We start from the raw sequence: 13,820 nt of genomic DNA, 5'->3' as shown, positions 1-13,820 counted from the left end.
GCGTGCCGCCGTGTCCGCAACCGGTCGCCGTTCACCGCGACCCTTTGGCGCCGCCTGTCGCGTCTTTACCGGAGCCGGGCCCACGGAGCCGGTCGTGAGCACCGATGAGGAGAACCGCGCTCGATGACCAACCCCAACCCCGACCGGATCCGCGCGCTGATAGAGCAGTGCTGGGACGCGCCCCGTGGCGCGGGTCAGGTGGCGCTGGCCGAGGAGGCGATCGCGCAGGCGGACGCGCTCGGCGACGAGCAGTTGCGGTTCCACGCCCGGATGGCGGCGACGGAGGCGTATCAGCGGGCGGGTCGACCGGCCGAGGGGTTCGTGACGTTCAGCTGGTGCCTGGCGCGCTTCGACTCCTACCCGGAACGGTACGGCGACCAGGAGTACCTGCTGCTCTGGCACTACAAGTACGTGATCAACTCGGCCACCAGGTTCCCGGACGTGCCGCTGGCCCGTACGTTCGCGGTGCTCGACGACATGCAGCGCCGTTACGAGGAGGGCGGGCACAGCCTGCAGCCCGTGCACAAGCACCGGTGGCTGGTGGCCTACCACCTCGGTGACCGGGTCGCCGCCGACCTGCACTACGAGCGCTGGCTGGCCGCCGTACGCGACGGGAACTCCGACTGTGTCGGGTGCGATCCGACCGATCAGGTGCGGCACCTGGCCGAACGCGGCTGTGACGCCGAGGCCATCGAGCTCACCGGCCCGGTGCTGGCGGGGGAGCTGACCTGTGTCGAGCAGCCGCACGAGATCCTGACCGCCCTGCTGCTGCCGTACCTGCGTACCGGCCGGTTCGACGAGGCGCGCCGGGCGCACCACCAGGCCTACCGCGCGATCCGGGCCGACCGCGGCAAGCTCGGCACGATCGCCGAGCACGTGTACTTCCTCGCGGTGAGCGGCAATGCCGCCCGTGGGTTGGAGTTGGTCGAGCGGCATCTGCCCTGGCTGCCGGAGGCGGCCTCGCCGATGGTCGAGCTGGAGTTCGCCGCCGCGTCGGCGCTGGTGCTGAGCCGGCTGAGCGCCGCCGGGCAGGGGGCGCAGCCGGTGCGCGGTGCGGACCAGAGCATCGCGGAGCTGGCCGAGCAGCTCGCGGGGCGCGCCGTCGCGCTCGCGGAGCGCTTCGACGTCCGCAACGGCACGTCCGCGCAGAGCGACCGGGTGGCGGTGATGCTGACGGCCGAGCCGCTGGCTGAGCGGCTGCCACTGAGCCTGACCGCTCGGGTGGGCGCGGCGATGCGGGAGGCGCCTGCGGCACCGGCCCCGGCCCCTGTGGTCCTGGCGGACCTGCCCGACGTTCCCGCCGATGCGGGGCTCGACCTGCTGCTCGATCTGATCGAGGAGGCGCTGCGGCGCGACGACGAGCCCCGCTCGGAGGCGCTGTGGCTGCTCATCGAGCCGTTCACCACCGCCGAAGGGCTTTCGCCGCTGCAGCGGGGCAGGCTGGCCGACCTGCGCGGTATGCGGCTGCACGGCGAGACCGTCGAGCAGACCGAACAGGCCTGGACCGAGGCGCTGGAGCGCTACACCGAGGCCGGGGACGAGGTGCGGGGTCAGCGCATCCGGGGCAGGCTGGGGCTGCACCGCAGCCGGCACGGCCAGCCGGAGGAGGGCCTGGCGCAGGTCCGCGCGTCCTCGGCGTACCTGCTGGCGCACGGTGGGCCGAAGGACCAGGCGGGGGCGCTGCGGCGGCTCGCGGTCGCGCTGCTGCACGCCCAGCAGCCCGGCGACGCGCTGCGGGAGCTGGACCGGGTCGCCGGGGTCGGTGAGCCCGATCCGGGGGTGCGGGTGCGGCTGCAGGTCATGCTGCTGCGGGCGCAGGCGCTGGGGGCGGACGGCCAGGTGCAGGAGTCCGCCGACGCGGCGCGGGAGCTGATCACGCAGGCCGTCGCCGGTGGGCAGGACGAGATGATCGGGCTGGGCGAGTTCTTCCTCGGCCAGGGCCTGAGCATGCTCGACGACAACGGCGGGGCTGCGGCGGCCTACGACCGGGCGCTGGCTCGGGTGCTGCCCGAACCGCTGGAACGCGAGGTCCGCGAGCGCCGGGCGGTGCTGCTGGCGGGCACGCCCCGCGCGCGGGAGGTGGTCGACGACCTGGCCGCCATGGTCGCCCGGATGGTGGGCGCGCCGGAGGCCGGGGACGATGACGACGAGGACGCCGAGCACGCCCGGTTCCACCTGGCGGTGGCGCTGTTCAACACGGGACGGGTGGAGGAGGCCGCCGAGGTCGCCGAGGAGGCGGTCTACGGCGCGGACCGGGTCGGCAACCAGAACCTCGCCGACCAGGTGCGACACCTGCTGGCCGCGATCCACCAGCGGCTGGGGGAGACCGACCAGTCGCTGGCCTACCTCGACGAGCTGGCCGCGAACCTGGACGGCTTCGACAACGCCGCGGGGCGGGCACGGGTCCTGGAACAGGCCGGGGAGCTGCTGTTCGACCTGGACCGCGACGCGCTCGCGGCGACCCGGCTGGGTTCGGCCGCCGCGGCATACCGGCTGGCCCGGCTGCCGCTGGACGAGATGCGGGCCCGGCGGCGGCAGGCCGTGGCCGCGATGTACGCCGACGACGCGGACCGGGCCCGGCAGGCCGTGGAGTTGGCCGACGCGGCGGCCGCCGACCTGCCCCCGGGGCTGGCCAAGGAGCCCGAGGCGCAGTACGAGCTGGCGTGGCTGGCCCTGGACGGGGCGCGGGCCATGGTCGGGGCGGGTGATCCGGAGGCGGCGCTGACCAGGGTGCGCGGTGCGGCCGAGCGCTTCCGTGGGCTGGAGGCGTTCGGGGAGGCGTTCCTGGCCGATCTGACCATGGGCGAGGTGCTGCTGACCCTGGGTCAGGCCGAGACGGCCGAGCCGGTGCTGCGGGAGGTGCTCAACGGTCTGCCCCGCGATTCGGTGACCCTGCCGAGGGCGGCGTACGCGCTCGCGCACGCGCTGATGCAGTGCGACCGGATGGAGGAGGCCCGCCAGTTGGCAGGGGAATATGGGTTCGAACTGGACTAAACGGGCGTTAAGTTACAGCTTGACCGGCGAGTAGCATGTCACGGGTGACGGCAGTGGAGCAACAGGTAGACACCCCCCCGACCAAGCCGGTGCGCAGGTCGCGACGTGAGGAGATCCTCGAGATCGCCGTCGGCCTGTTCGCCGCGCGCGGCTATCACGGCGTGTCCATGGACGACATCGGCACCGCCGCCGGTGTCACCGGGCCCGCCCTCTACCACCACTTCGCCGGTAAGAAGGAGATGCTCGTCGCCGCCCTGGTGCCGGTGAGCGAAGGCCTGCTGGCCGGTGGCCGCGCCTGCGTGGCCGAGCACCACGGCGACCCGCGTGCCGCGGTGGAGGCGCTGGTCGACTTCCACGTCGAGTTCGCCCTCGCCCACCCCGCGGTGATCGCCCTGCACCTGCATGAACTGGACCGGCTGCCCGAGGAGCCGCGCCGCGAGATCCGCCGGCTCCAGCGCCAGTATGTCGAGGAGTGGGTGCAGGTGCTGACCTCGGTGCGCGGCGACGTCACCGGCGGCGAGGCCCGGGTGCTGGCCCACGCGGCCTTCGGCCTGATGAACTCGACGCCCTTCCTCGGTGGCGAAGTCGAACGCCAGCGCCGCGCCACCCTCCTGCGCGCCGCCGCCCTCGCCGCTCTCATCGGCTGACGCCCGCCTTCTGCGTTCTAGGGACGTTTTCGGGGAAACTGCTGCTGAGTCCTGCGCGCAGGCCGCAGTTTCCCCGAAACGGCTGCTCAGGAGGCCCGCCCTGGGCGGGTGAGTGGGGGGCTGGCGCAGAGAACTGAACGTGCGTTTAGGCTCGGTGTGGTTGGCTGAGCGCAGGAGGAGACGCACGCATGATCGAATCATTGCTGGTCGCGAACCGGGGAGAGATCGCCCGGCGCATCATCCGCACCGCCAAGGGCCTGGGGATCCGGACCATCGCGGTGTACTCTGACGTAGACGCCGAGCTGCCGTTCGTGCGCGAGGCCGACGAGGCGGTGTGCGTCGGCCCGGCCAACCCGGCCGAGTCCTACCGCAACGCCGAGGCGATCCTCGATGCCGCCAAGCAGACCGGTGCGCAGGCGATCCACCCCGGCTACGGCTTCCTCTCCGAGAACGCCGACTTCGCGCGCGCCGTCGCCACGGCCGGGCTGATCTGGGTCGGGCCCGGCGCCGACGCGATCACCGCGATGGGTGACAAGATCAACGCTCGTAACCTGATGGCCGCCGCCGGTGTCCCGGTCGCTCCCGGCACCGCCGACCCGGCCGCCACCGTCGACGACGCGCTGGCCGCCGCCGAGGAGATCGGCTACCCGGTCATGATCAAGGCCGCGGCCGGTGGCGGCGGCATGGGCATGGCCGTGGCGAACGACGCCACCGGGCTCACCGAGCACTACGAGAAGGTGCGCGGGTACGCCGAGCGCGTGTTCGGCGACGGCTCGGTGCTGCTGGAGCGCTACTTCCCGCGGGTGCGCCACGTCGAGGTGCAGGTGCTCGGGCTGGCCGACGGCACCGTCGTCGCGCTCGGCGAGCGCGAGTGCTCCGTGCAGCGCCGCAACCAGAAGCTGGTCGAGGAGTCGCCTTCCCCGGCGCTGACCCCCGAGCAGCGTGCGAAGCTGCTGGCGGCGGCGGTCCGCGCGGGCGAGGCGGTCGGCTACCGCAACGCCGGCACCGTCGAGTGCCTGTTCGACCCGGCCACCGGCGACTTCTTCTTCCTGGAGATGAACACGCGGCTGCAGGTCGAGCACCCGGTGACCGAGGCTGTGTTCGGCATCGACCTGGTCGAGGCCCAGCTGCGCGTCGCCGCCGGGCTGCCGGTGCAGTTCGACCCGGCCACGCTGGTGTCCCGTGGCCACGCCATCGAGCTGCGGATCAACGCCGAGGACCCGAAGCGCTTCCTGCCCGGCCCCGGCGCGATCAAGACCTGGATCGAACCGGAAGGCGAGGGCGTACGCGTCGACTCCGGTTACGTCGAGGGCAACGTCGTCACGCCGAGCTACGACTCGCTGATGGCCAAGGTCATCGTGTACGGCGTGGACCGGGCCGAGGCGATCGAGCGGGCGAAGGCGGCGGTGGCCGGGTTCGAGCTGATCGGGCCGAAGAACAACCTGCCGTTCTTCGCCGAGCTGATGGACAACGCCGAGTTCGTCTCCGGTGACTACGACACCGCCCTGGTCACGCGGATGCGCTGATCCGGCACGGAGAAGGGCCCGGCGACCACGGTCGCCGGGCCCTCGCTCGTTACGGTGATCAGCGGATCTCGTACGCCCGGATCACGGTCTGGTTGAAGGTGTTGCCCTTGCTGTCCGCGCCCGAGGCCTGCAGCGACACGAAGCCGCCCGCCCTCGGGTGCGCCACCATGACGACCCAGTCCCCGCCGAGGCAGAGCACCGGCACCTTGACCCAGGTCTTGCCGTCGTCGTACGACGCCTTGACCGACAGCTTGACCACGCGGCCGGAGCCCTCGGTCTGGGTGAAGGTCGCCGGGTAGACACCCAGGCCACCGGCCTTGCCGACGTTGTTCTCGTCGAGCTTCGGCGCGAAGCTGACCGCGGTCAGCGGCAGCGACGCCTCGCCGTCGACGTGGCCCGAGCGGAACGTCCAGCTCACCGACATCTTCGTGGTGAGCCGGGAGTCGCGCTCCAGGCTGCCGTCGAAGCGGAACGACGCCTTGGCCGGGTCGACCTCCTCGATGAAGGCATACGGCCCGTCGTCGGCCTCGGCGATCAGCTCACCGTCGCGGTAGAGCGCACCCCGTCCGCCGGTGATCTGGCCGAAGCCCGCCCGGCCCTGCCCGTCACCGAGCAGTGCCGGTCCGACATACATCAGGTCGCCCTGGCGTACGGCCGGCTTGTCACCCGGGAACAACTTCGCCACGCTCGGGCCGAACACCCCCTTGTTCCACTGCTCCTGGTAGGTCTTGCCAGGGCGGTAGTCAGTGAGGGCGCTGTTGTCGGACACCGTCTCCGGCCAGTCCTCACCCTCGGCGGGCTTCTCCACCATGAGCTCGACCTGCCACGGCACGTTGCTCGCGTAGTAATCGGTGCGGGTGAACGGCAGCGGGGTCGGCCAGCCCGTGGCCCAGCCGCCACCGCCGCCGGGCGGGGCCAGGAAGTTCAGCCTCACGCCGCTGGTGCCCTTGTCGAGCACGGCGTGACCGGCCTTCACCGTGGCGAGGTCCGTCCAGCGCAGATGCTTGACCAGCCCCGAGAGCATGCCGTCGCCCTTGTGCCAGCCGACGTTGTATACGTGCGGCGCGAGCGTCGGGTTGCCCGCGTCGTCCACCTCGGCCAGCGTTCCGGAGAGCACCGAGCTGAGTCCGGCCACCTTCTTCGGGCCGAGCTGCTTGGCGTGCATGCTGGGGAACGAGTCGCCCATCACGCCGACGCCGATGTTGGCGCTCTCGAACACCATGTTGACGTCGTACGAGGCGAGCACCACGTCGGCCTTGGGATCGGGAACGGTGACATCGAAGCCGCCCGCGCCGCGGGCATCCATCGACAGCGCCTCCGCACCGTCGACCTTGAACCTCGGGTACACCACCTGGGTCACCGAGAAGGCGCCGTCTGCCTCCTCCTCGTGGACCCAGCTGAACCCGAAGTACTCACCCGGCGGCAGCCGCAGGTCGCCGCTCGCTCCGTACACGACATGGTCCTTGAACCGGACCGGGTCGAACAGCACGGTGATCGTGTCTTCGGCCGCGTCGCCGTCCCGCTCGGTGGCGGTCACGTGCACCGTGTGCTTGAGCTCCTCACGCACGACGCCGAACGGGGTCTGCACGGACACGCCCGCTGCGGTCGCGGTGAGCTGGCCGCCGATGCCGCCGGTCACGTCGCCGCCCTCGCGGGTGTCGGCGCTGATGGTCACCGAGGCGTCGCCGCCCGCGGGGACCGTGACGGACGAGGCGCTGAGTGAGAACACTCCGGCCGGGCCACCGTTCAGCGCGAGCTGCAGGGTCACCGCCGCACTGCCCCCGTTGTGGTACGTGACCGTGCTGGTGCGCACCGCGTCGTCGGTGTGCGGCCACTCCTGCAGGCCGAACGTGACCGACGCCGGGCTGGTGGTCACCTGCTGGGTGATCGCCCGCGCGACGTCGACCCGGCCCGCGCCCTGCGCGAACACGCCGACGCCCGCCGCCGGCTTCGCCGAGGCCATGAGCGCGGCCTTGCGCTGCGCCGGGGTCCACCCGGGGTGCACCTGGGTCAGCAGCGCCGCCGCGCCCGCGACGTGCGGGGTGGCCATGGAGGTGCCGTCCAGCGGCATGTACAGCTGGCCGGGCTCCCCGAGGAAGCCGTCCTTGCTGCGCGCGGCCACGATGTCCTGGCCCGGCGCGGCGATCTCGGGCTTGACCGCCCAGCCGTCGGCGCTGGGGCCACGGCTGGAGAACACGGCGAGCTCGTCGTCCTTGGTGAACGCGGCGACGGCCAGGGCCGCCTCGGCGGTCGCGGGGGATCCCACGGAGTCGTCCGCGCCGTCGTTGCCCGCCGCGATCACGAAGAGCGTGCCGTACTGCGCGGTCAGGTCGTTGACGGCCTGCTCCAGCGGGTCGATCTCGGGGCTGTTGCTGCCCCCGAGGCTCATGTTGGCCACGGCAGCCCCGGACTCGGCGGCCCACTGCATGCCGGCCAGGATCCAGGACTCGGCACAGCCGTACTCGACGCAGACCTTGCCGTCGAGCAGCGACGCACCGGGCGCGACACCCTTGTACTTGCCGCCGGACCCGGCCCCGCTGCCCGCGATGGTCGAGGCGACGTGCGTGCCGTGGCCGACCCGGTCGAGGTCGTCCTCCTCGCCCTCGGTGAAGTTCTGCCGAGCGGTGATCTTGCCGGCGAGGTCCGGGTGGGTGATGTCGACACCGGTGTCGAGCACGGCGACCTTGACGCCGGTCCCGTCGAATCCGGCCGCCCACGCCGCGGGCGCGCCGATCAGCGGGACGCTCACGTCCAGCGCCGGCTTGCGTACGGCGTCGAGCCAGATCTTGCCGGTGTTCACCTTGCGCGTCGCCTGCCACTGCGTGGCCAGGGACTTCTCCGACACCTCGGCCGCGAAGCCCTTGACGGCCGGGAGCCTGCGCTCGGCGGTCAGGCCGGGTGCGGAACTCGCGCCGGAGACGATGAGCGGCAGCGTCGCCTTGCGCGCGGCCTGGACCGCGAGCAGTTCGCTGAGGTCGAACAGCCGCCGGTCGAGGCGGTTGCTCGCGAGCAGCGGCATCGCGTCCGACGGGATGACGTACTGGTGGTCCTTGACGCGGTAGCTGTGGTACGTGACGCCGTCGCGCGGGGTCAGGCTCAACCGGCCGTCACCGTGCACCGACACCCGGTCGCCGGTGATCAGCGCCACGGTCTGTGTCTTGCCCTTGCTCTGTGCGGGTCGGGCCGCCAGTGGTGAAGCGGCCTGTTCAGCGCCCGCGGCGCCGGGCGCTGCCATCAGCAGCGCGGCGGCGATCCCCGCGGCCAGCAATGCCCTCGTTCCTCTGCTGGATCGCATGTTCCTCCCCGTCCGTTCGACCAGTCCGCCTTGGACCGTCGTTTGTAGAGACGCCACGTACGGCCGGGGCGTTGTGCAGCGACGTGAGTGAATACCTCAAATCCTGTGAAGGTTCGGTAAACGGTCAGGTCAGGGGAGGGGTGGGCGGGTGAGGTTAACGAGGGTTAAGGTGGCGGCATGGGTGCTGTGCTGCCGGACCGGGTGTCGATTCGTGAGGTGGGCCCGCGTGACGGGCTGCAGAACGAGGACCCCGTGCCCACCGCCGACAAGGTCAGGCTGATCGACGCGCTGAGCGCCACCGGCGTCGGGCGCATAGAGGCCGTCTCGTACGTGCACCCCAAGGCCATCCCGCAGATGGCCGACGCCGACGAGGTGTGGCGCACGGCCACTCGTGACCCGCGGGTGCGCTACAGCGCCCTGGTGCCCAACCTGCGCGGCGCGCAGCGGGCCCTGGCTGGCGGGTTCACCGAGGTCGAGGTGGTCGTGTCGGCCAGTGACACGCACAACCGCCGCAACATCAACCGCGCCACCGAGGAGTCGCTGGAGGAGATCGCTCAGCTCATCCCGGCACTGCACGAGGGCGGCTCGACCGCCGAGGTGATCATCGCGACGAGCTTCGGCTGCCCGTACGAGGGGGACGTGGACCCGAAGCGGGTGGCCGCGATCGTGGACCGGGTCGTCGCCGACGGCGCGGACCGGGTGGCCTTCGGCGACACCACCGGCATGGGCACTCCGCGCCGGGTCCGCGAGCTGCTGTCGATCGTGCGCGAACGGCACCCCGACCTGCCGATGCTGCTGCACTTCCACAACACCCGCGGCACCGGCCTGGCCAACATCCTGACCGCGCTCGAATACGGCATCACCGAGTACGACGCCAGCGTCGGCGGCCTGGGTGGCTGCCCCTACGCGCCGGGCGCGTCGGGCAACGTGGCCACCGAGGAGGTCGTGCACATGCTGCACGACATGGGTGTCGACACGGGGATCGACCTGGAGAAGCTTATCGAGGCGGCCCGGCTGGCCGAGCAGATCGTGGGCCGCGAGCTGCCTTCGGGCGTGCTGCGGGCCGGCCCGCGCAGCCGCACCGTGAGCTGAGCCCGCCACGGTCAGCCGATTGCCGCATGCGGTGACAGAGACAGGGAGTGTTCTCAGGACACTCCCTGTCAGCTATTTGACTGTTTATAGCCTTCGAATCTAGAGCAATTCGGACATAAGCCGTAATTCGTGCTAGGAATGGCATTTGCCGCTGGTTTGTCCACTCCGGTGATCCGTGTCCGAGGAATGGCAGCCTCGTTGACCCTTGCGATGTCATAAATGCCCTATTTGTACGAGCCGAATCAGGTGACACGAGCGCACGTCGACAGCGGGAGCGAGCGTGCTCCGGCGCGCTCACCGTGCACACAGGACGCTCCGCAAAGTGGCGCTGACATGGCAAGACACTGCATCTCCCCGTGGCAATTCCAGATCGAAAGGCACTGCGATTCACATGACTGCGACTTCGCTGGGCACGTGGACCAAGACGTCCGTGAAGGTCGGCGTCCTGTCCGCCGGCGTGCTGCTCGTCGGCGGTACGGGCGCGCACGCGGCTGACAACTGGAACACCTCCTTCAACAGCGGTATCGGCAGCGGCAACCAGGTCAAGCTGCCGGTGCAGGCCCCGATCAACATCTGCGGGATCGCCATCGGCATCCTGGGCAACGCCAACGCCAGCTGCACCGGTGGCAGCGAGGCCAACTACGGCGCGGACGCCCTCGCCACCGACTGGAGCAGCTTCGGCAACTCCGGCGTGCTGAGCGGCAACCAGGTGCTCGCCCCGATCCAGGCGCCGATCGACGCCTGCGGCGTGGGCGTGGGCGTGCTCGGCAACGCCAACGCGTGGTGCGTCGGCGGCGCCGAGGCCAACCTGCCCGGCCAGCCCGGCGAGACCCCCGGCGAGGACCCGTACCCGCAGCCCTACGGCGAGCCGAGCTGGCACAAGCACAAGAACAAGAAGAAGGACTTCGTGCCCACGGCCGCTCCGATCGAGAGCGCCGTGGCCGAGAGCTCCCCGCTGGACATGATCACCAGCCTGCTGCCGATCAACGGCCTGACCAGTGGACTGACCGGCGGTCTCACCAGCGCGGTAGGCAACACGAGCGCCGGCGCCGGCCTCGGCGCGAAGCAGCAGCCGATGCCGATGCAGCTGAACCAGCGCAAGAAGTGGCAGCACTCCGCGCCGAGCACCTGCGACCTCAACTGGGCCACCTTCGGCAACTCGGGCATCGGCAGCGGCAACCAGCTGTTCGCGCCGGTCCAGGCGCCGGTCGACGTCTCCGGCGTGGCCGTGGTCGCGCTGGGGGGCAACGCCAACGCCTCCAGCGTCGGCGGCTCGACCGCGAACTTCTGCTGAACGACTTCCCCACCAGAAAGGGCCGGCGCGGACGCGCGCCGGCCCTTTCGCCGTCCCGCCTTCTCCCCGCCGCCCCACCCCCCCCCGCCTGCCGCAACTCTTAAAAAGTCGCGGTGTCCACGGGTGTTCGTGGCCGCGACTTCTCAAGAGTTGCGGCAGGGCCACGGCGGGGGAGGGGGCGGCTGGGGGAGGTGGGGTGTCTCAGATGGTGGTAGCTTAACTATCGTTCAGGTTGGCTGGCGTGGGGAGTGTGGGCGGCATGTATGAGGGGCTGGATGAGCTGCGGGAGCGCATCGGGGCCGGCGGGTCGCCCAAGTACCACCAGGCCAACGAGGCCAAGGGCAAGCTCTTCGCGCGGGAGCGGATCGCCCGGCTGGTGGACAAGGGCTCCTTCGTCGAGGACGGGATGTTCGCCAATGCGCTGGCGCAGGGGCTGCCCGCCGACGGGGTGATCACGGGGCAGGCCACGATCGACGGCCGGCCGGTGTGCCTGATGGCCAACGACTCCACGGTCAAGGCCGGGAGCTGGGGCGCGCGCACCGTCGAAAAGATCATCAGGATCATCGAGCGGGCGTACGGCCAGGGCGTGCCCATGGTCTACCTGGTCGACTCGGCCGGGGCCCGGATCACCGACCAGGTCGACCTGTTCCCCGGCCGCCGGGGTGCGGGCAACATCTTCTACCAGCAGGTGAAGTCCTCGGGCAGCATCCCGCAGGTGTGCGCCCTGTTCGGGCCGAGCGCCGCGGGCGGCGCGTACATCCCGGCGTTCTGCGACGTGGTCGCCATGGTCGACGGCAACGCCTCGATGTACCTCGGCTCGGACCGCATGGTCGAGATGGTCACCGGCGAGAAGACCACGCTGGAGGCGATGGGCGGCGCGAAGGTGCACACCGAGCAGTCCGGCGTCGGCCACTTCCTGTGCAAGGACGAGGACGAGGCGCTCGGCGTGGTCCGCCGCTACCTGTCGTACCTGCCCTCGAACTGGACCGAGCAGCCGCCCGCGCTGGAGCCGATGCCCGCGCCGGAGACCGACCTGGCCGCGATCGTGCCCGAGAGTGAGCGCCGCGCGTTCGACATGCGCAAGCTGGTCAAGGGGCTGCTCGACGGCGGCGGGTTCTTCGAGATCCAGGCGCGCTGGGCCAAGGAGCTGACGGTCGGCTTCGGCCGCCTCGACGGCCAGGTCGTGGGCGTGGTGGCGAACAACTCGCTGCACAAGGGTGGCGTGCTGTTCGTCGACTCGGCCGACAAGGCGAGCCGGTTCGTGCAGCTGTGCGACGCGTTCAACGTGCCACTGCTGTTCCTGTGCGACGTGCCCGGCTTCATGGTCGGCAGCGCGGTCGAGCGGCAGGGCATCATCCGCCACGGCGCGAAGATGGTCACCGCGATCAGCGAGGCCACCGTGCCGAAGATCTGCGTCGTGGTGCGCAAGGCGTACGGCGCTGGTCTGTACGCCATGGCCGGACCCGGCTTCCAGCCCGAGGCGACCATCGCGCTGCCCACCGCCAAGATCGCCGTCATGGGCGCCGAGGCCGCGGTGAACGCCGTCTACGCCAACAAGATCGCCGCGATCGAGGACGAGGCCGAGCGGGAGGCGTTCATCGCCGCCCGGCGCGCCGAGTACGAGACCGACATCGACCTGGTCCGGCTCGCCAGCGAGCTGGTCATCGACACGATCGTGGAGCCCGACCGGCTCCGCGACGAGCTCATCCAGCGGTACCGCGCCGCACACGGCAAGGACCGTCACTTCTCACGCCGCCGACACGGCGTGACTCCCGTTTGAGAGAGGCCGTGATGACCGACTTCGGGCTGTCCGAGGAGCACCGGGAGCTGCGCGACACCGTGCGGCGCTTCGCCCAGGACAAGGTGGCGCCGGTGATCGGCGACCTGTACGAGCGGCACGAGTTCCCGTACGACCTGGTCCGCCAGATGGGCGAGATGGGGCTGTTCGGGCTGCCCTTCCCCAGCGAGCTCGGCGGAATGGACGGCGACTACTTCGCCCTGTGCATCGTGCTGGAGGAGCTGGCCCGGGTCGACTCGTCGCTGTCCATCACGCTGGAGGCGGCGATCTCGCTCGGCGCGATGCCGATCTACCGGTTCGGCAGCGACGAGCAGAAGAAGCGCTGGCTGCCCGCCCTGATCCGGGGCGAGGCGCTGGCCGGGTTCGGGCTCACCGAGCCGGGCGCGGGCTCCGACGCGGGCGGCACGCGCACCACGGCGCGGCTGTCCGAGGACGGCACCGAATGGATCATCAACGGGAGCAAGGCGTTCATCACCAACTCCGGCACCACGATGACCAGCCTGGTCACCGTGACCGCGCGGACCGGGGAGAACGAGATCTCCTCGATCATCGTGCCCTCGGGGACCCCCGGCTTCACGGTCGCGCCCGGCTACTCCAAGGTGGGCTGGTGCAGCTCGGACACCCACGAGCTGACCTTCTCCGACTGCCGGGTGCCGGTGGAGAACCTGCTCGGGCAGCGGGGCCGCGGCTTCGCCCAGTTCCTGCAGATCCTCGACGAGGGCCGGATCGCCATCGCCGCGCTGTCCACGGGCCTGGCCCAGGGCTGCGTCGACGAGTCGCTCAAGTACGCGGCACAGCGTGAGGCGTTCGGCCACACCATCGGGTCGTACCAGGCGATCCAGTTCATGATCGCGGATATGGAGACGCGGGCCCACACCGCGCGGCTGGCCTGGCGGGACGCGGCCCTGCGGCTGGTCGCGGGCGAGGACTTCAAGCGCCCGGCGGCCATCGCGAAGCTGCACGCCAGCACTGTCGCCGTGGACAACGCCCGCGACGCCACGCAGATCCACGGCGGCTACGGCTTCATGAACGAGTTCCCGGTCGCCCGCATGTGGCGCGACAGCAAGATCCTCGAAATCGGCGAAGGCACCTCCGAGATCCAGCGCATGGTCATCGCCCGCGACCTCGGCCTCCGCTGACCCACCCACCCACCCACCCGCCCCGCCCCACCCCA

General features: G+C 71.0%; 8 protein-coding genes. 7 read left to right on the top strand and 1 reads right to left on the bottom strand.

The features are described from left to right. Positions 1–123 precede the first annotated feature (123 nt). The 3 genes from HAV40_RS12655 to HAV40_RS12645 all read left to right on the top strand — a co-directional run bounded on the left by HAV40_RS12655 (position 124) and on the right by HAV40_RS12645 (position 5,167). Positions 124–2,994 (top strand): hypothetical protein, encoded by a 2,871-nt coding sequence (locus HAV40_RS12655; RefSeq protein WP_166381173.1) that lies wholly within the window; start codon positions 124–126, stop codon positions 2,992–2,994. 35 nt (positions 2,995–3,029) lie between these two features. Continuing rightward, a complete protein-coding gene (locus tag HAV40_RS12650; RefSeq protein WP_166381172.1) occupies positions 3,030–3,641 on the top strand; it encodes a TetR/AcrR family transcriptional regulator in 612 nt (203 codons plus the stop codon). 188 nt (positions 3,642–3,829) lie between these two features. After that, entirely contained in the window at positions 3,830–5,167 is a 1,338-nt protein-coding gene (locus HAV40_RS12645) for an acetyl-CoA carboxylase biotin carboxylase subunit (protein WP_166381171.1), read from the top strand. 58 nt (positions 5,168–5,225) lie between these two features. On the opposite strand, the gene HAV40_RS12640 is transcribed toward HAV40_RS12645, so the two are convergent. Then, complete coding sequence (locus tag HAV40_RS12640; RefSeq protein ID WP_166381170.1) at positions 5,226–8,462, bottom strand: S8 family serine peptidase; 3,237 nt, start codon at positions 8,460–8,462, stop codon at positions 5,226–5,228. 189 nt (positions 8,463–8,651) lie between these two features. Between HAV40_RS12640 and HAV40_RS12635 the strand changes: the two genes are divergently transcribed. The 4 genes from HAV40_RS12635 (at position 8,652) to HAV40_RS12620 (ending at position 13,785) form a co-directional block, all read left to right on the top strand. Continuing rightward, complete coding sequence (locus HAV40_RS12635) at positions 8,652–9,554, top strand: hydroxymethylglutaryl-CoA lyase (protein WP_166381469.1); 903 nt, start codon at positions 8,652–8,654, stop codon at positions 9,552–9,554. Positions 9,555–9,945: 391 nt separating this feature from the next. Next, complete coding sequence (locus tag HAV40_RS12630; RefSeq protein WP_166381169.1) at positions 9,946–10,848, top strand: chaplin family protein; 903 nt, start codon at positions 9,946–9,948, stop codon at positions 10,846–10,848. A gap of 259 nt (positions 10,849–11,107) precedes the next feature. Beyond that, entirely contained in the window at positions 11,108–12,628 is a 1,521-nt protein-coding gene (locus tag HAV40_RS12625; RefSeq protein WP_166381168.1) for an acyl-CoA carboxylase subunit beta, read from the top strand. 11 nt (positions 12,629–12,639) lie between these two features. Next, positions 12,640–13,785: an acyl-CoA dehydrogenase family protein gene (locus HAV40_RS12620; RefSeq protein ID WP_166381167.1), complete on the top strand. Its 1,146-nt coding sequence runs from the start codon at positions 12,640–12,642 to the stop codon at positions 13,783–13,785. The last annotated feature ends 35 nt before the right edge of the window (positions 13,786–13,820 follow it).

The sequence above is a fragment of the Catellatospora methionotrophica genome, from assembly GCF_011297335.1.
GTDB classification, from domain to species: Bacteria; Actinomycetota; Actinomycetes; order Mycobacteriales; family Micromonosporaceae; genus Catellatospora; species Catellatospora methionotrophica.
Note: the sequence above shows the minus strand (reverse complement) of the source record. Positions and strands in the feature narration are given on the sequence as shown.

Excerpts from the sequence above, each read along its gene's own strand:
- HAV40_RS12655 (WP_166381173.1), top strand. The coding sequence starts at position 124 with ATGACCAACCCCAACCCCGACCGGATCCGCGCGCTGATAGAGCAGTGC.
- HAV40_RS12640 (WP_166381170.1), bottom strand. The coding sequence starts at position 8,462 with ATGCGATCCAGCAGAGGAACGAGGGCATTGCTGGCCGCGGGGATCGCC.
- HAV40_RS12620 (WP_166381167.1), top strand. The coding sequence starts at position 12,640 with ATGACCGACTTCGGGCTGTCCGAGGAGCACCGGGAGCTGCGCGACACC.
- HAV40_RS12650 (WP_166381172.1), top strand. The coding sequence starts at position 3,030 with ATGTCACGGGTGACGGCAGTGGAGCAACAGGTAGACACCCCCCCGACC.
- HAV40_RS12630 (WP_166381169.1), top strand. The coding sequence starts at position 9,946 with ATGACTGCGACTTCGCTGGGCACGTGGACCAAGACGTCCGTGAAGGTC.
- HAV40_RS12625 (WP_166381168.1), top strand. The coding sequence starts at position 11,108 with ATGTATGAGGGGCTGGATGAGCTGCGGGAGCGCATCGGGGCCGGCGGG.
- HAV40_RS12645 (WP_166381171.1), top strand. The coding sequence starts at position 3,830 with ATGATCGAATCATTGCTGGTCGCGAACCGGGGAGAGATCGCCCGGCGC.